This window comes from Pasteuria ramosa (assembly GCF_056496785.1).
Genome location: NZ_CP143099.1, coordinates 1,003,899 through 1,029,493, shown reverse-complemented (window position 1 = coordinate 1,029,493; position 25,595 = coordinate 1,003,899). Strand labels below are relative to the sequence as shown.

Annotated in this window: 24 protein-coding genes; 9 read left to right on the top strand and 15 right to left on the bottom strand. The window is 28.3% G+C overall.

Going from position 1 to position 25,595, the window contains the following annotated elements; genetic code table 11:
• Positions 1-181: 181 nt before the first annotated feature.
• The 7 genes from hisS to VS182_RS04515 form a co-directional block, all read right to left on the bottom strand.
• Positions 182-1,423, bottom strand: a complete 1,242-nt coding sequence (gene hisS / locus VS182_RS04545) for a histidine--tRNA ligase (RefSeq protein ID WP_479492352.1) — start codon at positions 1,421-1,423, stop codon at positions 182-184.
• 547 nt (positions 1,424-1,970) lie between these two features.
• On the bottom strand, positions 1,971-2,114 hold the full coding sequence (locus tag VS182_RS04540) for a hypothetical protein (RefSeq protein ID WP_479488653.1): 144 nt from the start codon (positions 2,112-2,114) through the stop codon (positions 1,971-1,973).
• Positions 2,115-2,117: 3 nt separating this feature from the next.
• Positions 2,118-2,393, bottom strand: a complete 276-nt coding sequence (locus VS182_RS04535) for a transposase (RefSeq protein WP_479492791.1) — start codon at positions 2,391-2,393, stop codon at positions 2,118-2,120.
• Between the two features lie 197 nt (positions 2,394-2,590).
• The gene (locus VS182_RS04530; protein WP_479483918.1) at positions 2,591-2,788 is read right to left on the bottom strand and encodes a hypothetical protein; all 198 of its coding nucleotides are present in this window, start codon (positions 2,786-2,788) and stop codon (positions 2,591-2,593) included.
• Between the two features lie 167 nt (positions 2,789-2,955).
• Positions 2,956-3,228 carry a hypothetical protein gene (locus VS182_RS04525; protein ID WP_479483995.1) on the bottom strand — a complete coding sequence of 91 codons (273 nt, stop codon included), beginning with the start codon at positions 3,226-3,228 and terminating at the stop codon, positions 2,956-2,958.
• Between the two features lie 261 nt (positions 3,229-3,489).
• Complete coding sequence (locus VS182_RS04520; RefSeq protein WP_479483994.1) at positions 3,490-3,849, bottom strand: helix-turn-helix domain-containing protein; 360 nt, start codon at positions 3,847-3,849, stop codon at positions 3,490-3,492.
• 1 nt (position 3,850) lies between these two features.
• The gene (locus VS182_RS04515) at positions 3,851-4,012 is read right to left on the bottom strand and encodes a hypothetical protein (protein WP_479488954.1); all 162 of its coding nucleotides are present in this window, start codon (positions 4,010-4,012) and stop codon (positions 3,851-3,853) included.
• An 845-nt stretch (positions 4,013-4,857) separates the two neighbouring features.
• On the opposite strand from VS182_RS04515, the gene VS182_RS04510 reads away from it, so the two are divergent.
• Positions 4,858-5,232, top strand: a complete 375-nt coding sequence (locus tag VS182_RS04510) for a DUF423 domain-containing protein (protein ID WP_479483992.1) — start codon at positions 4,858-4,860, stop codon at positions 5,230-5,232.
• A gap of 1,647 nt (positions 5,233-6,879) precedes the next feature.
• On the opposite strand, the gene VS182_RS04505 is transcribed toward VS182_RS04510, so the two are convergent.
• From VS182_RS04505 to VS182_RS04495, 3 genes are all read right to left on the bottom strand, one after another.
• Complete coding sequence (locus VS182_RS04505; protein ID WP_479492351.1) at positions 6,880-8,103, bottom strand: hypothetical protein; 1,224 nt, start codon at positions 8,101-8,103, stop codon at positions 6,880-6,882.
• Between the two features lie 713 nt (positions 8,104-8,816).
• Complete coding sequence (locus tag VS182_RS04500; protein WP_479492350.1) at positions 8,817-9,188, bottom strand: hypothetical protein; 372 nt, start codon at positions 9,186-9,188, stop codon at positions 8,817-8,819.
• An 892-nt stretch (positions 9,189-10,080) separates the two neighbouring features.
• Positions 10,081-10,455: a DUF423 domain-containing protein gene (locus VS182_RS04495; protein WP_479492349.1), complete on the bottom strand. Its 375-nt coding sequence runs from the start codon at positions 10,453-10,455 to the stop codon at positions 10,081-10,083.
• 135 nt (positions 10,456-10,590) lie between these two features.
• Between VS182_RS04495 and VS182_RS04490 the strand changes: the two genes are divergently transcribed.
• The gene (locus tag VS182_RS04490; protein WP_479483988.1) at positions 10,591-10,722 is read left to right on the top strand and encodes a hypothetical protein; all 132 of its coding nucleotides are present in this window, start codon (positions 10,591-10,593) and stop codon (positions 10,720-10,722) included.
• 1,806 nt (positions 10,723-12,528) lie between these two features.
• On the opposite strand, the gene recJ is transcribed toward VS182_RS04490, so the two are convergent.
• From recJ to VS182_RS04470, 4 genes are all read right to left on the bottom strand, one after another.
• The gene (gene recJ, locus VS182_RS04485) at positions 12,529-14,586 is read right to left on the bottom strand and encodes a single-stranded-DNA-specific exonuclease RecJ (RefSeq protein ID WP_479492348.1); all 2,058 of its coding nucleotides are present in this window, start codon (positions 14,584-14,586) and stop codon (positions 12,529-12,531) included.
• A 4-nt stretch (positions 14,587-14,590) separates the two neighbouring features.
• Positions 14,591-15,514, bottom strand: coding sequence for a protein translocase subunit SecF (gene secF / locus VS182_RS04480; RefSeq protein WP_479483986.1), 924 nt, complete (start codon positions 15,512-15,514; stop codon positions 14,591-14,593).
• A gap of 68 nt (positions 15,515-15,582) precedes the next feature.
• Positions 15,583-16,836: a protein translocase subunit SecD gene (secD, locus tag VS182_RS04475; RefSeq protein WP_479489045.1), complete on the bottom strand. Its 1,254-nt coding sequence runs from the start codon at positions 16,834-16,836 to the stop codon at positions 15,583-15,585.
• 23 nt (positions 16,837-16,859) lie between these two features.
• Positions 16,860-17,201, bottom strand: a complete 342-nt coding sequence (locus VS182_RS04470) for a post-transcriptional regulator (protein WP_479483985.1) — start codon at positions 17,199-17,201, stop codon at positions 16,860-16,862.
• A 251-nt stretch (positions 17,202-17,452) separates the two neighbouring features.
• On the opposite strand from VS182_RS04470, the gene VS182_RS04465 reads away from it, so the two are divergent.
• Together VS182_RS04465 and VS182_RS04460 are read left to right on the top strand one after the other, a co-directional pair.
• On the top strand, positions 17,453-19,087 hold the full coding sequence (locus VS182_RS04465) for an oligosaccharide flippase family protein (RefSeq protein ID WP_479483984.1): 1,635 nt from the start codon (positions 17,453-17,455) through the stop codon (positions 19,085-19,087).
• Positions 19,084-20,751 carry an oligosaccharide flippase family protein gene (locus tag VS182_RS04460; RefSeq protein ID WP_479483983.1) on the top strand — a complete coding sequence of 556 codons (1,668 nt, stop codon included), beginning with the start codon at positions 19,084-19,086 and terminating at the stop codon, positions 20,749-20,751. Before VS182_RS04465 ends, VS182_RS04460 begins: the two co-directional genes overlap by 4 nt.
• Positions 20,752-20,786: 35 nt before the next feature.
• Here VS182_RS04460 and VS182_RS04455 read toward each other — a convergent pair whose 3' ends face one another.
• Entirely contained in the window at positions 20,787-21,344 is a 558-nt protein-coding gene (locus VS182_RS04455) for a hypothetical protein (RefSeq protein WP_479483982.1), read from the bottom strand.
• Between the two features lie 251 nt (positions 21,345-21,595).
• On the opposite strand from VS182_RS04455, the gene VS182_RS04450 reads away from it, so the two are divergent.
• From VS182_RS04450 to VS182_RS04430, 5 genes are all read left to right on the top strand, one after another.
• Entirely contained in the window at positions 21,596-22,027 is a 432-nt protein-coding gene (locus VS182_RS04450; protein WP_479483981.1) for a TIGR04086 family membrane protein, read from the top strand.
• A gap of 799 nt (positions 22,028-22,826) precedes the next feature.
• Positions 22,827-23,018 carry a hypothetical protein gene (locus VS182_RS04445; RefSeq protein WP_479488953.1) on the top strand — a complete coding sequence of 64 codons (192 nt, stop codon included), beginning with the start codon at positions 22,827-22,829 and terminating at the stop codon, positions 23,016-23,018.
• A gap of 879 nt (positions 23,019-23,897) precedes the next feature.
• Positions 23,898-24,488 (top strand): transposase, encoded by a 591-nt coding sequence (locus VS182_RS04440; RefSeq protein WP_479492347.1) that lies wholly within the window; start codon positions 23,898-23,900, stop codon positions 24,486-24,488.
• A gap of 36 nt (positions 24,489-24,524) precedes the next feature.
• Positions 24,525-24,812, top strand: a complete 288-nt coding sequence (locus VS182_RS04435; RefSeq protein WP_479483978.1) for a transposase family protein — start codon at positions 24,525-24,527, stop codon at positions 24,810-24,812.
• 578 nt (positions 24,813-25,390) lie between these two features.
• The gene (locus tag VS182_RS04430; protein WP_479483977.1) at positions 25,391-25,519 is read left to right on the top strand and encodes a hypothetical protein; all 129 of its coding nucleotides are present in this window, start codon (positions 25,391-25,393) and stop codon (positions 25,517-25,519) included.
• Positions 25,520-25,595 lie beyond the last annotated feature (76 nt).

Here is a 25,595-nt window from a genome sequence, read left to right as displayed (position 1 = left end):
ACACCTCTCTCTCTACACTGCAATTAAGTAATAAATAAATTTTTAACATGAAATTGTTCCAAGAAAAAACCTGAAAAAATACTCACAATAAACAAAATAAAAATGTAACAAAAAAACCATAAACGTAAAAAATATAATAAAAATATAAAACTAAAATCATATAAAAATATCAACAAATGACTTAAACTCCAACGGAAAGTTCTTGCTTTAAATGAGGTATTACTTCCAAGAAAGACATCGTATACTGTTGCTTAGACGACATATTACGAACTAAAACATGACCTTCTGCGTATTCTTCTTCACCTAAAATAATAACGTATAAAGCCTTACGCTTGTTAGCTGTTTTAAGTTGCGATCTTAAAGTTCGTGCACCATATAATCGGTCACAAACCAATCCAGCTTCACGAAAATCAGCTAACATCTTTGCTGCTATACCATATAATTGTTTTTGCCAAACAAGTACAAGTACTTGTGGAGGATGTTCGAACTTATCAAGCTCAGAAAGAGCCAATAAAATGCGCTCTAAACCAAAAGCAAAACCAATCCCTGTTAAAGATGGCCCACCTAAATTTTGGACTAAGTTATCATAACGTCCTCCTCCTCCGAGTGTACCTGTACGACGATTATCGTCTGGCTCCATCACCCATTCAAAAACCGTATGTGTATAATAGTCTAAACCTCGCACAAGCCGAGGCGTAATTTGATAAGATATATGCAAAGAATTTAATTGAAACAAGACATCTTCCCAAAATTGTTTAGCCTCTTTGGTTAAATAGTCTATAATCTGAGGTGAATCCGTTAAAATATCTTGTGTTATCGGCTCTTTACTGTCTAAAATACGCAATGGATTATGCAAAAGTCGATGTTTATCAATTGATGGTAAATCATTTTGATATTTTTCAAGATACGAAACTAACTGACACCTATAAGCAACTCTGCTTTCTAAATCCCCAACCGTATTAAGCAAAAGTTTAACATTAGACAAACCCCAATCTTTAATACAAGAAAACCCAAGCGCAAGAATATCAACATCAATAGATGGATCAGATTCCCCAAAAGCCTCAACACCAAATTGATGAAACTGCCTATATCGACCTGCCTGCGGGTTTTCATAACGAAACATCGGCCCAAGATAATATAAACGGATAGGTAATGCTTCTTGATAAATTTTATGCTGTATCAAAGCCCTAATAACACTAGCCGTACCTTCCGGTCTTAAAACAAGCTTTTGTTTACCTGTGTTATGTTGATTGGTTACACAATACATTTCCTTATTTACAATATCCGTTGCATCACCTAAGCCATGAGAAAACAAATTAATATCTTCAAAAAAAGGGGTCCTAATTTCAGAAAAAAAATATTTTTCACAAACACGGCGAATGCAGTTCTCTAAAAAATGCCAATTAACCATTTCCTTTGGCAATATATCAGCTGTACCTCGTGGCCTGCGATAAAGAATGTGTCATCCCCCGCTTTGATTAATACAAAGATATAACATCTAAATACACCAGTAACCTCAAACGAATGGGATAATTTTAACACGCACATGTGCTTCATACAACAAAATACCCAATATCCAAGCATACGAAATATTAGGAACCCAGCTTATTTAAAATTAGATTTTGTTTAAAAATATGGTATCGATAAGTTGGACTTATGCCTAAACTTTAATGCAGGGTGTATTTACTGTACTTGCCAAAAAAAATAGGCCATAATTTTTGATTTTCAAAAATTAACTTGAAAAATTTATTGTAATCTAAGTTTGAACATTATTTATTTATACAAAAGAGCGTTTTTATTTTTAGAGTAATTAAGCATAAGTATGCTAAATTACTCTAAAAAGAGAATTTATATATTTGTATTGTTATAATAAATTTAATTATATTTATGAATGGCCAAAAAACAAACCTAGCCTTTTTAGGCTTTTACCATATTTATCCTTTTTAATTGTATTTGCATATTTAGGCTACCTATTTAAATTGATAACAGTAGGACCTTAGTGCTGCTCTTAATCCTTTTTTGGCACGTGATAAAATAAACTTCACAGATATATGCTTAGGAATATCTAAATATGATATTATCTCTTCCGAGTATGAAATGAATATATCAATCATATCTTATATTCGAGTAGCTTCTTTTTTAGCCTGATATTTACGTAATTCCTTTAGGAGGTTAACATTACCTGTATGTATACAGTACATTGCTACAAACATTTGTAAAATTAAGTATCTATCTAAAGCTTTGCTGGCTATGACTTGGTATCCTTGCAAAGAAAGATAATTTTTAGCTTTTCTAAAATAGGTTTCGATTTCCCATCTTTTAGAATAATAATTTAGAATTTCTTCATTACTTAGCTCCATATCTGTGCAAATAAAAGCTTTTGCTTTAGATATATCTTGACCTTCCTTAACAAAAATAAGGACAACCGCATTGTCAATAAAATTAAGATTACCTTCATATCTATAAACACTATACTTTTGTTTTTTAATGGTAAAAACTTTTTTTATCTGTATTTTTTATAAAATTTAAAAACATTTTATTTGATTTTTAATGCCTAAAGGACAAATCACAATATCGATTCTTAATGCACCTATAAAATTAAATCCTTTTTTAAGCTTGTTTCGATGATCTTTTTTGAAATATACCAGGAATCTACGCAAACATATGCTTTACTATCTGGCTCGGGCGCACTAGATATGATATTGCAAGAAGTATCCATTTTATTGATTTCTGTTTTATTAGCACGTTTAACTTCTATAGGATAGCTTAAACCATCTGTATGTAACATAGCTTGAACAATAGAATGACCATATACACTTCTTTTATCTAGATTAGAATAATGATAACCCGATGCTTGTATAGGTTATTCAGCTGATGATGACGGCTTTGTCTTATCGCATACTGTATCGTCAATTATCAGAAAGTAAGGTTTTTTATCTTAGCTTGATGTATAAATTATTCATAAGCAACATTTTCCGTGGCGTCACTAAGTGTTTTTTCATCCCATTTTGAATTAATCATCATATTACTTATCGTTTGTCGGCACCTGTTATAAAAGCTTTTTTTATGAATATCTGACAAAGTTCCGTTAAAGTTTTGTGACAACATACCATCAATAATCTGTAAAATATGATTAAAAACAGATGAAGTAAATTGGGATATTAACCCCAATTTAAGAAAAAATTTGACCAAATGAGATTTATTTGTTAAACTACAATTAATATACATTCTTTATCCTCCTGTTGGTTTTTGTTAGGACACTTATATTTTACACAGGTGATAGAGGAATGTCTATTTTTGTTTGTAAAATCGGAAAATAAAATATAATATATTGTAAACTTTGGAAATATAATCATATTTTATTATTTTTATTAATAATTTACATTTTTTTGCTTTTTTTGCATGTGCAGTCTTTAACTTAATTCTTTTATATGGTAAAATCAGGTATAGAAATAGCTTTTGTAAGCCCTGAAAGACTAAATCAGAGATTCAAGTGGCATATTCAGATAACCATGGAATGTACGAATCTTTAAAAAGCTTAAAATAATGTACACTACCAGCTGCGAAATTTGTGTAGCCAATAGAAGCTGTTTCAGCAAAAATTGCAAGGAAAGACTTCATTGTTGGATACTTTTTTCTTCCAGATTCATATTTTTTATTATCTTTTTTTGGTCTTTCTATGCGCACTTCAGTACAATCGAATGTAAACAAACCAAATATGAGAGATGAAAAATATGGGCTCTGATTTGTAGGATATCTTTTGGATAATACTTTCTTGGCGATACCTTGTATCTTTTGTATGATGTTATTAACCGTGCTTTTACTAATACCAAAAATTTGTGCAATCATTCTATTTGTAAGCCCAAGAAAAAATTATGAAAAAATAAGTATACGGTGTTAGCATTACTGGTGCAACTGGTATTGATGGTATCACAGGTGCAAAAGGTATTACTGGTGCAACAGGACCCACGTTTAGTTCAGTTGGTTCAGGTTCTTTTGGTTTTGTCGACACGCAACCTATTTCATTTCCTGTCGATATACCATTACCTATTAATTCTTTTAATAATGGTATTTATATCTTGAAATATTTCAAGATATAAATCTAAATAATATTTATTCCTATCATTTAGATTTATCAAATCATTATTATATATTTGATATCTTAGTATATATAAATTATGTCTATTAATTATATTTCAGACAAAATGCGTGTAATTAAATTAGGATAATTGAATCCATCGATATAATTTGTAGAGCTTGTCCCAAAAACCGCTGTAAAGGGAGTTTAAGAATCTAATCGAATACACTAAAAAATACTATAATAGCTACTTTTGTATTTAAATTGCATAAATAGTGTGAAAATATATAAACCCCAAAATATCTTCATTCGAAATAAAACATATCATAAATAAATCGAAAAATTATCATCTATTTATTTAAAATAAATTTAAAGATATTAATGTATATAATAAAAATATATAAACACTGATATTTTTAAATAAAATTAAAAAGATAGCAATAAATTCTAAGTATCTTTACTAATTATATATATCAATATTGCCAAAAACGTTTGTACGATAAAATAAAATTTAAATAATATATAAAAAATTTAGTAATTGATTTATATTATATATTAAAATAAAATAATATATCATCTTATATATTAATAAATATTTTAAAAAATAGCTTTTGGATTGACATTTTATATAATTTATGATTATATAAACTTGTATAATATTTTTATGATTGTTTATTAAATACATAGTTTATTAAAATCATCAAAATTTAAATAATAAAAATAAAAAAAATAAAAAAAACAACCAACAATTAAAAAATAATATATACGAGGTGATAAGTATGCCCCCTTTTTTAATATTAAGCACTATTCTGATTGCTTTAAATATAGCTTTAGGCGCTTTTGGTCATCATGTTCTTAAAGATCGCCTATCAGAAACCATGATGTTTCGTTGGAATACAGGAAATACTTATCATATGATTCAAGGTCTTGGACTGTTAGCTATTTCAGCTTTTTTATACAATAACTATGATAAGTTTAATTTTATGATCCCTGGTACTTATATTTCTTTGATAGGAACTATGTTATTCTCTGGTAGTTTGTACATATATTCTTTAACAAATTTTCGTCGTTTAGTATTTTTAACACCAATCGGAGGTATTTTAATGATGATTGGCTGGATTTGGATTGCTGTAGGCTCATATATAAATCTATAATAAATAAAGATAAATAATATATTTTTATTTCCAAAGGTATCATTTTTTTATTTATAAATATAAATTGATATAATTACAAATGTTATTTATTTCTCATGAGGTTTGTTATACCATTTTTAATATTTTAAGAAATAAAAAAAGACATAATTTTAACATAAAAAATACACAAACAAGCTTTTTTTAATAAAAGGCATGTTTGTGTTATTCTTAATATAAATAAATATAAAATAATCTTGAAATGCAAGAATCTTATGAATTTATATTTATAATATTTTATAGAGGTCATAACATGATAGCTGCAATAAAATAAGTATCATAAAATTAATTAAATGGTTATTTTTTCTTGATGATGGTTATTTGTTTTTTATCTATATATTTTTTTAGTTTAATAAAATGAATTGACAATAAATGTAACTGTTTATGTTTTCTGTAATTAATGAATTTTAAATATTAAATTATCGTTTATTAATTAAAATAGACCAATTGATGTAGCATCTTATATCATATTAAAAACTGGTGTATTGTATTTTCATTATTTTATTAAGTACCTTATGTTATCCATTTGATGTTTTTTGTAATTTTGCATTTTTTGTGTGTTTTTTCATATTCAACATATTGAGCGAGATGGCCTATGGTTAAAATTATGATGACTTCCATGGTGGTGATGACTAAATAAGAAGAAAAACAAAATTAGAATAACCAAAATTATAAACGCCATCCATAACCAACTGTGTGTGCCAAAAATATGTTCTAAATAGTAATTTATTATCATGCACCTCTTTTTATTAACTCTATTGTCCAATATATTCTGTGATCATAAAAGGTGTTACTACAAATTTTGTTATTTATTTTCGTAATTATTGATTTATAAAAAATGTGTCGATATTCAATTATGGATATTTTAAAAAATATAAAAGTTGCAAAAAAACAATATATACTGTACATGCAAAAAAAGCAAAAAAATGTAAATTTTTAATAAAAAAAAGAAATGGTAAAAAACCTAAAAAATCTAGGTTTGTTTTTTAGAAATTAATAAATATAATTAAATTTATTATAATAGTGCATATATAAATAGTGCATATATAAATAGTGCATATATAAATAGTGCATATATATAAATTCTATTTTTATAGTAATTACTCATAAAGCTACTAAATTACTCTATAAATAAAAAAGCTCTTTTGTATAAACAAATAATATTAAAACTTAGATTATAATACACTTTTTAAGTTCATGTTTAAAAATAAAAATTTATATTCTATTTTTGGCAAATATAGGTTATTTTAAAAAATAGGAAAGTTGAAAAAATCCCATATATGATCTTAGATGAAATCATTATTATTATTTATTTTAAAAATTAATTTTTTATAAATAAGGTAGTCTTATATTAAAGCTTGTCCAAAAATCCGTGTTCAGAACCTAATCGCATGCCTTACCCCCTATGATAATAGCTATTTTTATGTTTAAATTAAATCATTATTAATCGGATATATTAATATTTCTGGACAAGTCCTTAATTAGGCTGTAGTACTTTGAGCTTGTCCAATAACCCATGTTAAATAGTGTTTAAGAACCTAATTTAATGACCAAAAAGCTATGATAATAGCTATTTTTGTGTTTAAATTACACCATTACTAATCGGCTATATTAATATTTCTGGACAAGTCCTTTAGATGATTCTGATCTAGCTACTGAATCTCTCGCTTCTCGTTCTACTTTGGCTTTAGCTCTAAAAAATTCCTTTGCTAATTCTGATCTAGCTACTGAATCTCTCGCTTCTCGTTCTGCTTTTGATTTAGCTCTAAAAAATTCCTTTGCTGATTCTGATCTAGCTATCGCATCTTGTGCTTCTCGTACTGCTTTTGCTTTATCCATAAATGATACTTTGGATGATTCGGTTGCTAATCTTGATTTTGATTCTTGTAATCTTCTTTCGTGATTTACAAATCTCTCTGCCTTTGTTACTTCTTCTGATAATTCGATTTCTATTTTTCCAAGTAATTCTTTAGTTGATTTTTCTGATTGTTCAAATTCTATTTTTAATTCCGATATTTTTTTTAATGCTTCTCTTGATAATATTATTGTCTCTCTTCCTATATATGGTTTAAATATGGTATATTCTTCTTCACCTGGGTTTATTAATTCGGCCTCTCTAGCTATTTGTTCTTTTAGCTCTACTTCTTTGACTAATTGTTCTGTAGCTACTCTAGAGGCCAATAACCTGGAGGATGAAGATTTTTCTGATCCTCTTGCTAATTCTAAGGCTTGAGCTCTTGCTTCTACAGCTTCTTCTTTTCTTACAGCTTCTATCTCTCTTTCTACAGATGTTACTTTGGCTGTTATAGCTACTGATCTTGCCGCAAAAACCTCTCTTTCTCCTGCTTTTGATGCTGCCTCTCGTGCTATTTTTAATGCTGAAATTTCTCTTTCCATTAGTAATTTTGATATTTTAAATGCTTCTGTTTCTGTTAATGACGCTTTTTCTGAGTAAATTCTAGATGATTCTATATATCTTTTTAGACGTGATATTCTATCTGATATTATCGATTTTGTCGAAATCCTGCCATATATAATATCATTTTTTATCAATCTCTTAGTTTCTCTTAATATATACAATTCCTGTTCCAACAATTGTAATGATTCTTTTCTGAAATTTGCCGCTTTTTTTATTAGTATGTCTTCTTTGGATCTTAATGTGGCAACTGCTTCTTTTTCTGTGTTTACTATTGTTTTTTCTGACTCTCTTTCATCTCTTGTTATATTAAATTTTTCTGCTGCTAATGATAATTGACTATTTGATAAATTGCTTAAAAAATAAAAGCTGCTGGTAGTAGAAATTAAGAGAAATAAAATTTTTTTAATATATGTCATTATAAAACCCCTATTAATATATATAATTTGATGGCATTAATATTATTTTTAAAAATAATAAATATATTAAAATAATATAAAATTAATTATAATATAAATAATATGAAATATCAATTTTATTTTAAATAATATGAAATATCAATTTTATTTTAAATAAACAAAAACGTAATATGTAAAATAATTTTTATATAAAATGTTATAAATATTTACCAATTAAAACTAATAAGTCATGATTTCTGAACTAAGCATAAAATTCATTTTATAATTTGATCTAATTTAAAAATATGGTTTATTTGGATAAAAAAATATATTTATGGTATATGTATAAAAATATATTTTTAGCTTTGCCAAAAACTAATCTAAAGAAAGCTTAAAACCCTAATCAAATGTCCTAAAAAATATGATAATGGCTATTTTTGTGTTTAAATTGCATAATTAATAATAGGCTATATTATTATTTCTGGGCAATTTATTTTTCATATTTATAAATATTAAAATGCAAAAATTACACACTAATGCCAAAATCTTAGTGTGCTTACAGTTATCTACTTTATATATAAATCAAACTAAATTAAAAATTTTTATTAATATCTATAAAATATGTATTTTGTTTTTTTGTTTAAAATAAAAATATTATAGAAAGTATGCTGCCACTCCATACTTATAAGTTCTTCAGCCAATAATGCTATTTCACCAATTTTTTATCATTTCCTTCATTTTTGTCCAAAAGACTGTAATACCAAGCTGGATAAATGAACTATGTTGGCTGTTGTTAATCCTTGATTTGTCGAGCTAAGCCAACCAAACCAACTAGGAGGTGAATAGTCTGGATGATAACTTGCCAGGAGTTTTGTAATGTCATACGGGATTTTATCAAAAAATTTTCCCATTTGCCACACCCTAGCTATCAGCTGATTAAAATTAAGATTAGTATGAGAATTGAATGTACGCTGTACATAAGTACGCTCTACATAGCTTTCACTAGCTATACTAGTATTCTCCATAATAGGTCCAGTATTAACTATAATAGGTCCAGAGAGTAATATAGCTGCTGATAATAATTTTATGTTACTATTATTAAACATTATTTTGATATCACCTTGATTTTAAACTAATATGTATGATTTTAAATTTTTATTCTTATGAAATTACTTTGTTGATTATAGCAAAATTTACCTAAACTGGAAAGTATTATTTTTCTGATATTAATATAGGACTTGTTCATAAATATTAAATACACAATTAGTCTAGGATAATTTAAACCCAAAAATGGCCGTTACTATAAGCTTTTAGTGTTTTCTATTAGATCTTGAAACTCGCTTTTAAATATTTTTTGCTAAGCTCATAATATATATATAAAAGATACAGAAAATATAATGAACTTATCCAATAAGAAACATATATCTTAATATTATTCAAGGTGAATAGTATATATTTTATATATTTTTTAACCTATATAACTGTACATGCAAAAAATATAAATTATTAATAAAAATAATAAAATGTTATTATTTTTCTAAAGTATGCAATGTATTGTATTTTAAGATTTTAAAAAAAAATAGACATCCTTTATCCCCTATTGTATTTGTTTGTAAAAATTTTATTTTACATAAAGGATAAAAGAATGTCTATTAAATTTTCAAACAATATCTATTAATTTTACATTTATTTTCATAAAATCTACACATTGTTTGTTTATAAGATTCGTTAAGAAAGAAATTATTAAGGGGGTAGTTTAAACCTTTAAATAGCCGTTATTATCAGATTTTATTGTTTTCGATTAGGTTTTACAACTATCTTTTACGTGGGTTTTTGGACAAACTCGAGGTTTTGCAACTTGCTTTCACATATGGTTTTCAGACAAGCTCAGCAATTTAGTAACGATGGAATTTAAACACAAAAATAGCTATTACCATAATCTTTTGATGAATTTAATTAGGTTCTTAATCGCTCTTTAAAATGGGCTTTTGGATAAGCTTATAAATTTCGATATGAACCTATAGCAATCCAAACCCATCCAATAATCATTAAAACACCCCCTATTGGTGTGACAAAAACTAAAAGACGAAAATTTGTTAAAGCATATATGTACAAACTACCTGAGAATAACAACGTTCCTATTAAAGAAATATAAGTACCCGGGATCATAAAATTAAACTTATCATAGTTATTGTATAAAAAAGCTGAAATAGCTAAAAGGCCCAGACCTTGAATCATATGATAAGTATTTCCTGTATCCCAACTAGACATCATGGTTTCTGACAAGCGATCTTTAAGCAAATGTTGACCGAAAGCTCCTAAAGCTATATTTAAAGCAATTAGAAGCGTGCTTATTATTAAGAATGGTGGCATACTTATCACCTCTTATTAGATTATTTATTAATAGTATTACAAATTTGATTTTAAGAAGGAAAATAGGTATAAAAATAGACATGCCTTTACCATCTGTGTAAGTATCCAACACAAAATACACGAAGGAGAAAAAGGATGTCTAATACAAATAATTTACCACAAAAAGAAAGTTTGATCAAATGTTTTAAACAATGGAAGTTATCACTCCATTTTAAAAATCCAGCTTTAAATCATATTACAAATATGGTACTTGTCCAGAAATGTTAAATATCCCATTATTCATGGGATATTTCGAACCCCAAAACAGCCGTTATTATAAGCTTTTAGTGTTTTATGTTAGATTTTGCAACTCGCCGTTACATAGGTTTTTGGACAAGCTAATAGTATGTATTTGCAGGCGTATTCGGGTTGTCTTTAATTATAATATATGGGGACTTGTCCAGAAAGGTAAAGATATATATTCTAATTAAAGTAAAAGCTTTTATTTACAAAAATCAGGATAAGGTCCTATTATTATCTAATGTAAACAGATAACATAAAATCTTTGAATACACTAAAAAAATAAATAATGTGTTTTTTAAGGGGTTTTTTTATTGAATTTTATTTCTAAAAATTTTTATATCTATTCTTAATATATAAAACCCATTTATATATTAAGAATAGATATAAAAATATAATATATAGATATAAATTCACAATATATATAATGGATAAATTGCGATATTTAAAAATAATAATCTTTTAAATCTATATTTTTAACTTATATTTAATGTTTAGACAAAAGTCCATTTATCATACTGTATAGAGGTCATGACACGATAGTAAAAATAAAATCAATATCATAAAATTAATTATATTGTTATTTATTTGAATAATTATATTTATATGTTATTTTTTTAAAATTAAATAATATAAATTATAAACTAAAAATTTATATAAATGAATAAATCATATATATTTTACGTGATTCATAAATAAAAGAGAAAAATTAATTTGTTTTTTATTATTTGTGAATATAGGAAATTTTAATAGCATCTTATATTATATTTCAAAGCTTATTTATTAGTTTTTCATTTGTCTTATTAAGTACATTATATTATGAGTTTCATGCTTTTTATTATGTTTGAATATTTTTTATATGTGTTCATCTTCAACAGATGAGCAGGGATGGTCTATGGGTAACATGATGATGACTAAATAAGAAGAAAATCAAAATTAGAATAACAAAAATTATAAACGCAATCCATAACCAAACTGTGTGTGCCAAAAATATGTTCTAAATAGTAATTGATTATCATGCACCTCTTTGTGTATTATCTCTATTGTCAAATATATTCTTTTAATAATAAAGATGTGACTATAAATTTATAAGTTACTTAATTACTTATAAAAAATCAAACCTTGTTTATATTGAATTATGACTATTTTAAAAATATATAAGTTGAAAAAATCCAATGGACTTGTCCAGAAACCCATTTAAAAGGGAGTTTAAAAACCTAATGGAAAACACTAAAAGCTTATAAAAACGGCTATTTTAGGGTTCGAATTAACCCATAACTAATGGGATATTTAACATTTCTGGACAAGTCAAATATAGTAGCTCATTTGAATCGATTAATATGCTTCTTAATGAAGTTAATAATAACAAATAAGTTTTAATCAAGAATAATATTGAATATAAATTTCATTTTGATTAAACAAAAATACAATATATAAAATTAGTTTTCATTTAAAAATATTATTTATGAACTTAATTTGATCTAATTTAAAAAAACTGTTATTTTGATAAAAAATATATATAAAGTATATTTATAGAAAAAGCTGGTATAGATATATTTTTTTAATTTCGATTTTTTAATTTTTATAATAAGTAAAACACACACTAATACTAAGATCTTAGTGTGTTTATAGTTTGCTCATTTATTTAAGTTAAATTAAATAACGTTTTTTATTAATATCTATAAAATGGATATTTTGATTTTTTTAAAATAAATATATTATACATAATTGCAAATTGAAAAAGAAGTTGGTTAAATAGAAAGTTCAAAGTGAATTTATTATGCAGAGATCATATCATACTTCAATCAATTCTTTGTTAAATATGCTGTTTCTACCAGGTCGTTTGTCTATTGGTATTAATCCATAGATACTTTTTAAAATATCACGTTGATTGTTAAATATACGACCTTCTATGATCATCTTATTAAATCTTAAATATATACGTTCAAGGTCTTTAGCTGTTTTGAATAGCATTTGCCAAAGTCGATAAGTAGGTGGAGGTGATATGAGCAAGATCCAATGTGCTTTGTTTATATGCATTTCTAGTTCTGGATCATTCCAATAAGTGGTATTTGGGGTATTTCTTCTCGTAGAATAAATAATTAATTTATTTTTTTGAGCATTGAACGCTTTTTTTATTTGCTTATTTATAAAAAATACTTGTAGATGGTTAATCGCTATATCTAAGATGTTTAGTTGATAACTAGCACTACGTAAATAAAAATTACGTGTCCAGTGTGCCAAAATATTTATATCCGCATCTTCGGAAATTTCATGGCTTCTATTGTCAAAATTGAAGAAAATGGCTTTTTTGTTTTTGTCATTTTGACTAAGTGTTAAGCGTGCATGCTGATTTTCGTTACCCATTAATTTATATTCATCTAAAGAGGTATTTTGAATAATAAACTTTGGTTGAGGGTTACCTTCACCGTATGGAGCTAAAGATTGTAAATCATCCCAAAATTTCTTGTTTAAATCTTTTAATGAAACAATATCATCTACTTGTAATACTGGTTTTGTAGGTAGATGTTCTTTCGCAAAGTTAAAAGCATCAGCTAATTTTTGCTTTAGTTGGGGTAAATTTTCCATATGCAAGGTCATGCCTGCTGCTTTTTGATGCCCCCCAAAATTGATAAAAAAGTCTTGCTCCTTATCTTTTGGTGATAAAGCTTGGTATAAATTAAAACCATCAATGCTACGCGCTGATCCTTTAGCGATACCATCTTCAATGGTTAGCACAATCGCAGGACAAAAATATTTTTCGACTAATCGCGAAGCAATGATACCAACAACACCAAAATGAAAATTTGGACTGGCAACAACAATACCGTTGTTTGGATCAAACGATGCTTCCATAGCTTCATCAAAACCAATGTTTACATATTCTTTACGTTTATGATTTAGAAGGTTTAGTTCTGCTGCAAGTGCATAAGACTTTCCTCGGTCATTTGTTAATAAAAGTTCTAAAGCTGTAGAGGAATGAGCTAAACGTCCGGCGGCATTTAACCGAGGGGCCAGTTGAAAAGCAACTTGTTCGGCTGATACTTTAGGATCATTTCTAAATGAATCTTCTAAAAGCGCATTTATCCCTATGTGACTTTTGAGAAGCGGCAATCCATGTTTAACCAGTATCCTATTTTCACCCCGTAATGGTACAACATCAGCAATTGTACCTAGGGCAGCTAAATAAATTAATGACATTGGGACACTATTTTTGAGCGCGGTTGCTAATTTAAAAACAACTCCTGCGCCACAAAGTTCTTTATCTTTATATGTACATAACGGTTGTCGTGGATTCAAGATAGCGTATGCCTTGGGTAATATTTCAGGACATTGATGGTGGTCTGTAATAATCAAGTCAACACCTAAAGCTGCTATAAAGTTAGCTGTCTCTACAGCAGCTATACCGTTGTCAACTGTGATGATGAGCGATACACCGTCAGCGATAAATGAATGTAAAGGATCTTCTTTTAAACCATATCCTTGTTGTAACCGATGGGGTAAATAAGTAGATACATAGGTTAAACCTAGTTCCTTTAGGGTTAAATATAAAATTGCTGTACTTGATATACCATCCACATCATAATCCCCATAAATTAGCACCTTTTCATGCTGTTCAACGGCTTTTTTAATCCGTTGAACAGCCTTAGACATATCTTTCATAGAAAAGGGATCATGCAAATCGCTTATGCAGGGATTTAACCATTTTTTAGCTTGTTCAAGCGTCAAACAACCTCTTTGTATTAACATTTTAGCAGCTAAAACTGTAATATTTAGTTCTTTAGACCAAAGATGTGCTTGAGAAATATTACCTGTTTGAGCTAAAATCCAATTGTATTTAGAACACAACACCTTATCATTTCACTCCTAATGATCCTTTTTTTAAATATTGTGCCTGTTTTTTCATATGATGCCACTTCCAACCTACCCAAACTTGGCTAGCTAAGAAAATAGATGTAAATGTACCTGTTAATAAACCAATAAGTAAGGAAAGTGAAAAATCATGAATACTCTTGCTACCAAAGATAAGTAAAGCTACGGCCGCGAAAACAACTGTTAAAACCGTATTGATTGACCTAATTAGAGTCTGATTAATACTTTCATTGACCAAATTCGAAAGATCAAACCATGTACGAGGCGGACAACGTTTTAAGTTTTCACGGATACGGTCAAAGATAACAATGGTATCGTTTACATCGTAACCAATGATGGTCAAAATAGCTGTGATAAATAACAAGTCAACTTCGATGTTAAAAAAGGAAAAAACACTTGTCGTAAAAAAAGCATTATATATAAGGGATAAAATAGCTGAGATAGCAAAGCGATATTCAAAACGGATGGTCACGTATAAGATAATCCCGAGCGAAGCAATTAAAATCGCCTTTAACGCTGTGAAAGCGATTTCTTGTCCTACAATCGGATCTACTTTACTTTCATTGATCATCGATTGCTGCTGAAACGCATTATCGTATGCTACTTTAATTTTGTTAACATCCTCTTTATCCAATGCTTTATTGATTCTGATCGTAACACGATTGCCCTCTTTACCACCTGATTTAAGTAAATTAAAGTTTTCATATCCCATATCTTTAAGTAAAGTATTCACATGGGTTAACTCTACCGATTTCGGTGTATCAATATCTAACCTTGTACCGCCTTTAAAATCGATACTCAAGTTTAATCCTTTAGTTAAAAGCGAAGCCGCGGAAAGGATAGCAATGATCATAAAAATAATAAAATAATATTTGCGTTTATTTACAAAATCAAACTTATATGACAAAAGAACTTCTCCCTTCGATCAAATCAAGTTAAGGCTTAGAGATAAACAGTTTATATAAAAATACACGTCTATGAAATACTCTTTATTTCATCAAGTTTAACACCTAACCAGCTTGGTTTGATTGAAATGCGCGAACGCATAAGCAAGGTCATCATAATCCGCGAAAGAGCAACAGCTGTTAAAAAACTAACTAGAATACCAGTGATAAGCGCAACCGAGAAACCCTTAATCGAACCCTTACCCATAAAAAAGAGCGCACCACCAGCAATAAGGGTCGTTATATGAGCATCCAAAATAGTTAAAAATGAACGTTTTGAACCAGCTCTCGTGGCCAAAGCAATCGACTTACCCAGTCTAATTTCTTCTTTCACCCGTTCACTCATAATGATATTGGCATCAACAGCAATCCCAATACCGAGAATATAAGCGGCAATTCCTGGGAGAGTTAAGGTAACTTGGAGCAAACTAAAAGTAAAGAGCACAAGATAGGAATAAGCGATTAAGGCAATAACAGCAATAAATCCAGGCAAACGGTAGTAACCAATCATAAATATAAAGATAGCTAAAATAGCATATATACCCGCTAAAGCACTTTCTTTTAAAGAATCAGCACCTAAACTTGCATCAACAGCAGAGCTTTGCACCTCTTTCAACTTAAAAGGCATAGAGCCCGCATTTAATCGGTTACTTAATTCACGAGCTTCTTTTTTCGTAAAATTACCGGAAATAATTGCACTACCGTTACGAATAACATCGTTAATAATTGGCGCACTAAGTTCGGTTTCATCCAAAAAAATAACCATTGGTTTTCTAAGTAATCTTGTCGTAACATCTTCTAATTTCTTTGGATCTTTCATTTTTAAAGAAATAGCTGGCAAACCATTACCATCTTGGGTAATCTGAGACGCACCTTCATCAAGGTCTTCACCTTTAATCACAACCGTTTTACGATCCTCTTCACGAAAAGTTATATATGATGGGGAACCGATAATTTCACGGGCCTCATTTTGATCTTTGACACCAGCTAAAGCAACACGAATACGATTACCTTCACTGCTAATTTCAGGTTCACTCACACCCAAAACATCGACTCTTTTACGCATCGTATCAACAGCAGCTTGCATCATTTTCGTATCTAATACCTTACCGCCTTCTAATTGAGGCTCATACAAAAGCTCAAACCCACCTTTTAAATCTAAACCAAGATTAATTTTTTGCACAAGATCTTTTGTCGTCATACCCACAACAGCTAAGACCCCAATAATAATCAAAGAAAAACTTAGTAGTTTAAGCCAACTACTCCGATAGATTTTGAACATCATTTGCACTTCTTACCCATGCCTCCTTAATTAGGCCTATTTATATATGATTGCGCATCAGCAAGCATAGCTTCTGGTTTTTTATATATAGACAACATCATCCAGTTAATAAAATGACTCGCCCTAAGAGACAGAATAGAATGAAAAAAACAATGTAAACTTAAAGCTTTATCACGATAATTAGCAAAAACACATGCAATAATTTGTACTGCTGTTACATTCCTATATCCACAACGTCGAAATTCAACGACTTTACTCTCACAAAGTGCTAAGATCCGATGTTTCATAGCACTTGTTGATATCTCTACATTACCACTTTGACATAATTTTTGACATAGTAATTCTAAAGTTGTGTGTATTCTTGACAAAATAATAACCTCCTAGGTGTTATGTATAAAAGGTAGTTTTTAATAATTTAGAGCTAATTTTAATAAGTTTTTTAATAATATTAAAAACTTCGACCTATTTATTTTAAGCAGAATCATTTTGTAGAATATTCTTTCCTGCTATATGTTCTGACTCCCAAAATTAGCATTAAAGGGACATCATGCATGATGTCCCTTTAATTGGCGTACATATTAATAACTTGGAGACAACCATAAGGAAAGAGGGTCATAATATGGGGCAAAGTCAATTTCTTAAAAGCACATTCATTTTATCTTGGACAGGATTTATAAATAAGTTATTGGTCTTTATTCTAACAGCATACTATTTACCAAATATCATCGGCACAGAAGGTATTGGCCTATACCGAAAAATTTTCCCTATTTTTTTATTGATCACTTCATGTGTTGGTTTAGGTATTATAACGGCTTTATCAAAGGAAGTAGCAGCATTACAAACATCAAAAAGCAACAAATCCTACAGATATACACCTTATCTTAATGCATCATTATTTATGGGATGTTTAGGTGGCCTGATTGTGTTAATCGTTAGCTTTCTTATTCTACCAAATTTTATAGATTTATTGTATAACAATAAATGGTTAACCCAAATAGATCATCGTATCATGCCATCGATTTATATGTGTTTATTCATCATACCTATTCTACCGCTATCTTATGTGTATAGAGGTTATTTTATCGGCTTACAAAAAATAGACACATATGCCATATCAACAGTCATTGAACAATTTGTCCGTGTCACAGCAAGCTTTATTGTTGCCCAATATTTATATACTAACTATAATTTGACATGGGCTGTGGCAGGTATGATTGGTTGTCTTTTTTTAGGTGAACTGTGTGGTTTATGGTACATGCGGTATATCTTTAAAAAACAAAATACTCAGGAAAAATTATGGAAAATAAATACCGACAATAAGAAAAATTTCAAGCAAGCTTTTCAAAAAATTTGGCGCACAGCATTTCCGATCACTAGTGGTAATATTTTTGGTAAGTTAGCTTATGCAATAGAACCATTTTTAATTGAAAAAATGCTCCATTATACAACAATAGGTATGACAATCGTTGTTTCAACCACGCTGTATGGCCAATTAATGACCGCAAGTAATTTATTGATGGCACCTTCTTTTATTACCTTAGCCTTATATACTTCACTTATACCCGCCGTTAGTGAAGCGGCAGCAAAACAAAAATTTAACTTAATTATTTATCGAACTAAAAAAGCTTTCCGCTTATCCCTGGCTATTGGACTACCGTATTTTATTATTATCTTCGCCTTAGCTGAACCTATTGTGGACATGATGTATCCGGAAAGTGATAGTAAAAATATCGTTTTATTCTTGAAAATAATGGCTTTCCCGTATGGTTTAGGTTACTATCTGATTAGTCCTATTGCTTCGATTTTACAAGCATTAAATGCTGCTAAAATAACTTTTTATAACTCGCTTCTCGGAACATTGATCAAATTTTTACTTATAATCATATTCATTGGTTATATGAAACTAGATATTCTAGGAGCTGCTCTAGCAACTAGTATTTATGTTTTAATCGTAGGGCTATTGCATACCCTGAGTATAAGTAAAAGATTACCCGGGTTTTATTGGCCTTGGAAAAGACTAAGTGTTTTGAGTATCATCAGCCTAAGCACTCACATAGCAATGGTCTTTTTATGGGATTTATTCTACAATACCTGGAAAAATGATATGCATCAAGGGTTAATCTTAGCTATTGTAGCTATGTTAGGATTAATTGTATATATTTTACTCGTTTTAATAACTAAATTTATCCATAAAGAAGATATTGATTTCATATCACAAAAATTTAAGGGTTTTAAGAGGAGAGACAAAAATTGAAAAATAATAGCTTATATAAAGAAAATGAACAAGAAAATGTATCTTTCCTATACAATGCTTCGATTTTATCATGGATTGGGTTATTCAATAAAATATTGGGTACGCTTTTATTGGTATATTTTGTGCCCAATATAATAGGCATGGAAGGTTTAGGATTATATCGCAAAATTTTTCCGCTATTCCTGCTCTTAGCAGCCTTTATTGGTCTAGGTTTAGTGCCTGCACTCTCTCAAACTATTGCAAAAAAAATTTCTAATACTGCTAAAATGTTATCAGCAACCCTTGGTTTAGGATGTATAGGGTCCATTATTGGATTCGTCTTGATTTTTTGCTTTCCTGATCGTTTGTTAAATTGGTTGATTAATTTAGGTATAATCCGCGAAATTAATGATAACATTTGGCCATCTATCTATGTATGTATGTTGGTCGTTTTTTTTATGCCTTTATCATATGTCTATCGAGGATATTTCCAAGGTTATAAAATGAAAAAATTTGCTTTAGCACAAATGATTGAACAAAGCGTACGTTTTTGTATATCGATCGCTATTACTTATTATTTATGGCTTAACAATGGCGTCATAACTGCCGTAACAGGATTAATGGTCAGCATTATTATAGGTGAATTAGCAAGTTTATTTTATCTACATTTATCTTTTAAAAAGACGCCAGATAGCAAAATTTGGTCATTGAAAACTTTTTTTCATCACCATATGCATAAAAAAGAGCGTCATCAATTAAAAAAATGTTATCATTATATCTCAAAAATAGCCATACCTATAAGTAATATAAATCTTTTAACCAGATTGTCATATTTTATTGAACCATTTGTTATTGAACAGATGCTGCTTATAACGCTCATAAGTACTCAAAACACAAATATCTTAATCGGACAACTAGCAGCTGCTTGTATCACATTGATGGCACCTTCATTTATTATATCGATGGCTATATATACATCTTTAATACCTGAAATAAGTAAAGCATGTACCCAGCAAGATCATACATTATTAAAAAACCTGATTAAAAAAGCTTTAAGAATAGGAACAATTGTCGGTATACCTTGTTTTTTGCTCATATTTGCTTTAGCTGAACCATTTGCTATATTTCTTTATCCTACAAAAGATGTTGAACAAATGACCATTTTGTTTCAAATAATGGCCTTCCCTTATGGCTTTTTATATTATTTATCTAATCCTCTAGCCGCTATTTTACAAGCATTAGGCAAAGCAAGGGTAACTTTTAGGAATGTTATTATAGGTACAATCATCAAATTTAGTCTTATAATATTATTCATTGGTTACACAGACTTAGGCATCATTGGTGCTGCTATAGCTATTGCCTGCTATATTATGTGTATCTTTGTACTTAATTTAAAAGATGTTATGAAAAAAATACCCAGTTTAAATTTACCTATAAAAAATGGTTTAATTTTACTAGGTATTTCGTTAATAACATATCTTTTAACAATTTTACTTTGGGAATTAGGTGTCAATATACCAATAAGCTTGAATTTAATCTTAAGCTCCACAATTAGTATATTTATATATCTGGGTTGTTTATGGAAAACAAAGTTATTACATAAAGAAGATATATCAACCATGTTGGCCGTTTTTCCAAAAAATCGGATCAATAAACATGAAGATCGCAAAAAAATACAGGCTTAGAAAATATATTTCAATAAATATAGAACTTAATTTTGTTAATGAAAACACTCATCTGTTTGTCTTCTTTGAACAAGTAAACCACCTTGGGAATCTAATCTAGCCATGGCAATTTCACGAAAACAATTAAAACCACATCTTTGGATAGCATTTTTTAACCAAAATCTTGTTAAGCCATGTCTTTGTAAAACTTTATCTTGAACTTTCCCATCTATAATAACACGTTCATAGGTCGTATTAATGACTTCAGGATAAACAATTGGTATACTAGAAGACCAATTTTTATCCATATAAGAACTATTATCTAGAGCTTTATCTTTTGTGAAGACATTTTTAAACAATGAAAGAAATTTAAAACAGTATTCAAAATCTTTAAATAGCTTTGAAGCAATAACAACGATACTTAACAGAATTAATAAAACCAAATACGTATTTGTTGGTAAATCAAGTTTTTGACTAAGTATACTGCATAGTTCAATAAATAAGATAATATTAATAAAATCGCTTACCTTCATCTCACTTATTTTTGGCTTTCCTAATAGACAAATTATTGTATATATAAAAAGATAGACCAAGAACAAAATAATTACGCCCACCTAGGTCCCCCCCCACATAACTACTCTTTGCTGTATATCCCTAGTGTTGCGCATTAGATTAACCATAAAACAAGAAAATTATACTTTATAGTTGTAAAAAATAAAACTCCATTCAAAAAACGAAATAATACAAAATGAAATAATACAAAATGAAATAATACAATCAATTTAGGTAAACAAAATATAGTAATAAAATATAAAAGATCTAAAAAATAATGATCCAAAAAAATCATAATGGAGTGGAATAGTTAATGCGTTATAAACAAAAAATAGCTTCTTACGCGCCAAATTTATTATTCCCTTTATTAACAGCGCAATTGATTGCTTGGGCCATTTTTTTATTAGGCACCATGTTGTTAGCTACTTTATTACAAAAAAATATTTTCCCTTACTATTATTTGCCTTTGTTTTTATGTTTAATGCACATCTTGGCATTGTTTTGCAGCAGCTTTCTAGCTGGTTATCAAAGCAAAGCTAAATACATGGGTTTATTTACAGGTAGCCAGCAAAGTTTGCTTTATTTATTTATTTTTTGGCTTATAGGCAGCTTACAAAAACAAATATACATACCAGATACTTGGCAATTATTAATTTTTATGATTTTCGCTTTATGTTTAGGCATTTTAGGCGGCTTTCTAGGGAATATTTTTTATGCCAAAAGAATATTTAAAATAAAAATCTAGTTTTTAAAAAATAAATATCATTCAAAAATAAGCATAAAAACATATGTTTATATATTATAACTGTACATGCAAAAAAACAAAAAATGTAAATTTTTAATAACACCAAGAAAATATTATAGCATTTCCAAAGTTTGCAATATATTATATCTTAAGATTTTACAACCATAAAATAGACATTCATCAATCCCCTGTGTAAAATGTAAGTTTTCCAATAAAACACAACAGGTGGATAGAGAATGTCTATTAACTTTAGGTTAAAAAATAAATCTCATTTGGTAAAATTTTTTCTAAATGGGGGTTAATATCTCAATTTACTTCATCTTTTTTTAATCATATTTTGCAGATTATTGATGGTATGTTATCAAAAAACGTGAATGGAACTGTGTCGCATATTCATAAAAAAAGCTTTTATAATCGGTGCCATCAAAATATAAGTCATATGATCAATAATTAAAAATGAGATAAAAAAATACTTAGTGAAGCAATAAAAACCGTTACTTACGAAGAAGTTATCCGGAAAGCTAAGATAAAAAATAAAACTTACTTTCTGATAATTTATGATATCCAATAACCCATTTTAAATGGTGTTTAAGAACCCAATTTCATGCACAAAAATCTATGGTAATGGCTATTTTTGTGTTTAAATTGCAACATTACTAATAGGCTATATTAATATTTCTGGACAAGTCCAGCATGTCATAAGACAAAGCCATCATCTGAATACTCTATACAAGCAGCTGGTTATCATTATTATAATCTAGATAAAAGAAGTGTATATGGTCATTCTATTGTTCACGCTATGCTACATACAGATGGTTTAAGCTATCCTATAAAAGTTAAAAGCAATAATAAAATAGAAAGAAATAAAATGGATATTGCTGGCGATATCATATCTAGTGCGCCTGGTCAGAAAGCATATGTTTGCATAGATTCTTGGTATACTTCAAAAAAGATAATCGAAAAAAGTTTAAAAAATGATTTAATTTTATAGGAGAATTAAAAATCGATATTATTATTTATCCTTTAGATATAAAAAATCAATAAAAAAATTGTGGAGAATATAAATAAAACAGATAAAACAGTTTTTACCATTAAAAAATAAAAGTATAATGTGTATAGATATGAAGGTAATCTTAATTTTATAGACAATGCCGTGGTCCTTATTTCTTTTAAGTGAGTTCCAGATATATCTAAAGCAAAAGCTTTTATTTGCAAAGATATGGAGCGAAGTAATGACGAAATTCTAAATTATTATTCAAATAGATGGGTAATTGCAACACATTCCAGAAATCACCTATTAATCTAACCTAATACGTAAATTTAATAGGTGATTCTGGATTAAAAGGCATGACTCAGCATCATGGCAATTAAATTATACCTATAAAAAAAACAAGCTCTAACCTTTTAACCATAGAAAATTCGATATGCAATTTCAACGTTTCGTGACTTAGAATGGCTATATAACATGTTATAGATGTTTTGAAAAGATTTAGTATTTTCTATAATATATATGGAAACAGGGTAGAAAGGTTTTGAAAACAGTTTAATGTTATAATTGGGACTTGTGCCTAAACTTTAATACATGTGATTAAGACGAACAATTGTCATTTATGGATATTTTTAAATTTTTTTAAAAAATAAAATTTCAATATCTATTCTTATTTATGAGCTATATTGTTATAATAATCTGAATAAACTAAAAAATATTATATATATTATTATTTTTTTTGGAATTTCATTAAGATATGAAAAAAGATAAATTTTTGTGTTTTGATATCTTTAAATTAAAATGCAATTTCTTTATATACATAAAAAAACAACACAATTATTAAATTGTGTTGTTTTTTTATGTATATATACTACTATTAATATGGAATTTAACACTAAAAGAAAAGATCAGATAACTATGTCTAATATTAACAAGAGATATGTAAATATGGAATATGCAAAAATAGCAAAATTAACAGAAAAAGAATTTATGTCCGCCGTAGGCATCGATAAAATAACCTTTTCAATTATAGTAGAAAGTGTGCGAAAATATGACTTGAAAAACCATGAAAAAGGTGGTAGACCAAACATACTTGACCCGGAAAATCAAGTGTTATTGTTTTTTCATAATTTTTTCTTTGGTCGTACTTATAGAAGTATTGCACACACTTTCGATGTTACTAGCAGTACTGTTAATAAAACTATAAAAAAGGTACAAGCTGTCGCAACAAAAGTACTTAATAAAGAAAATCCTAAAAATATGAAAAAATATCTACCTAGCTTAACATATGGCAGATTAATTATAGATGGTACAGAAATATGCATTCAACGTCCTAAGGTGAATTACAAACCCTATTTATCTGGACGTAAAAAACAAACAAGTAAGAAATCCTTAATTTTAATTTGCTCTAAAACTGCCAAGATTTATTTTACAAACTACGCTCCTGGTAGCGTACATGATTTTAATCTTTAAAAAAAATCACGTATACCATTATCAGAAAACGCAACGTTGCTAGGTGATTCAGGTTTTAAAGGCCTAAACCAATATCATTTGTATTCCATAATACCTTATCAAAACAGTAAATACAAGGTTTTAAACCAAGAAGAAAAAGACTATAACCATATTTTATCCAAAGAAAGATACTTAGTTGAAAGAGTTATAGGATGGCTCAAAAGATTCAAGCTTATTGCTAATAGATATCGTAATAAACTTAAAAATTTCTCAAAGCAATTTGATCTAATCTCAGCAATATTCAATCATCATTTATCTTTAGATAAATTCAAAAAATCTATATAAAATCCAAAAGTATAAATTAAAAAATTCAGACAATTTACACGAACAATCAGTTGGATCAAATTAATATAATTTTAGCTATTATTTAAATTTAAATAATTAAATTAAACATATCAGAGGAATAAGTAAAACTTAGTTTCCTTATTAAAACATTTTTATTTATATTTTATCATAAGTGTTAAAATATAATAATGGAAGTAGTGATAATATATCTTTTAAGACCCTTTATTAGTCTCAAATACACATTGTATTAAAGTTTAGGCAAAAGTCCTTGGTATTTATAATTATAATTTATCAATAAAAATAAATTTAAGATTTGAAAAATCAGATAATTAAAGTGTCTTATTTAGTTCAACGCCAAAGATATAATTTTATTATTTTTGATATTTAAATATATACATCGAACAAAAAGGGAAATTAAGGGAAACTAAATTTAAGAATTAGCTTATATTTTTTGATAATTTAATATTATCAAAAAATTTTAAACGTAATAACAAGTACTTATTGTAAATTATAGGCTAAAAAATGTATTTGTCCTATCATTTATATTACTATAATATCTTTTTTGCAACAAGTCTATTATGAGCGACCGACCCTATCTAAGTGTATTAGATTCCCCTACGCTGGTAACTGGCCTATTGGTAGTCGCTGTTAAACGGCCTCCTGCGAAGAGGATTAGATGTATAACGGTTACCCAAAGATCTAGATGAGTAGATCTAACTTCTCTTGTAACTATCCTATTGGTAGGACTTGTCCAAGAATGCTAATATATCCAATTAGTGCAGA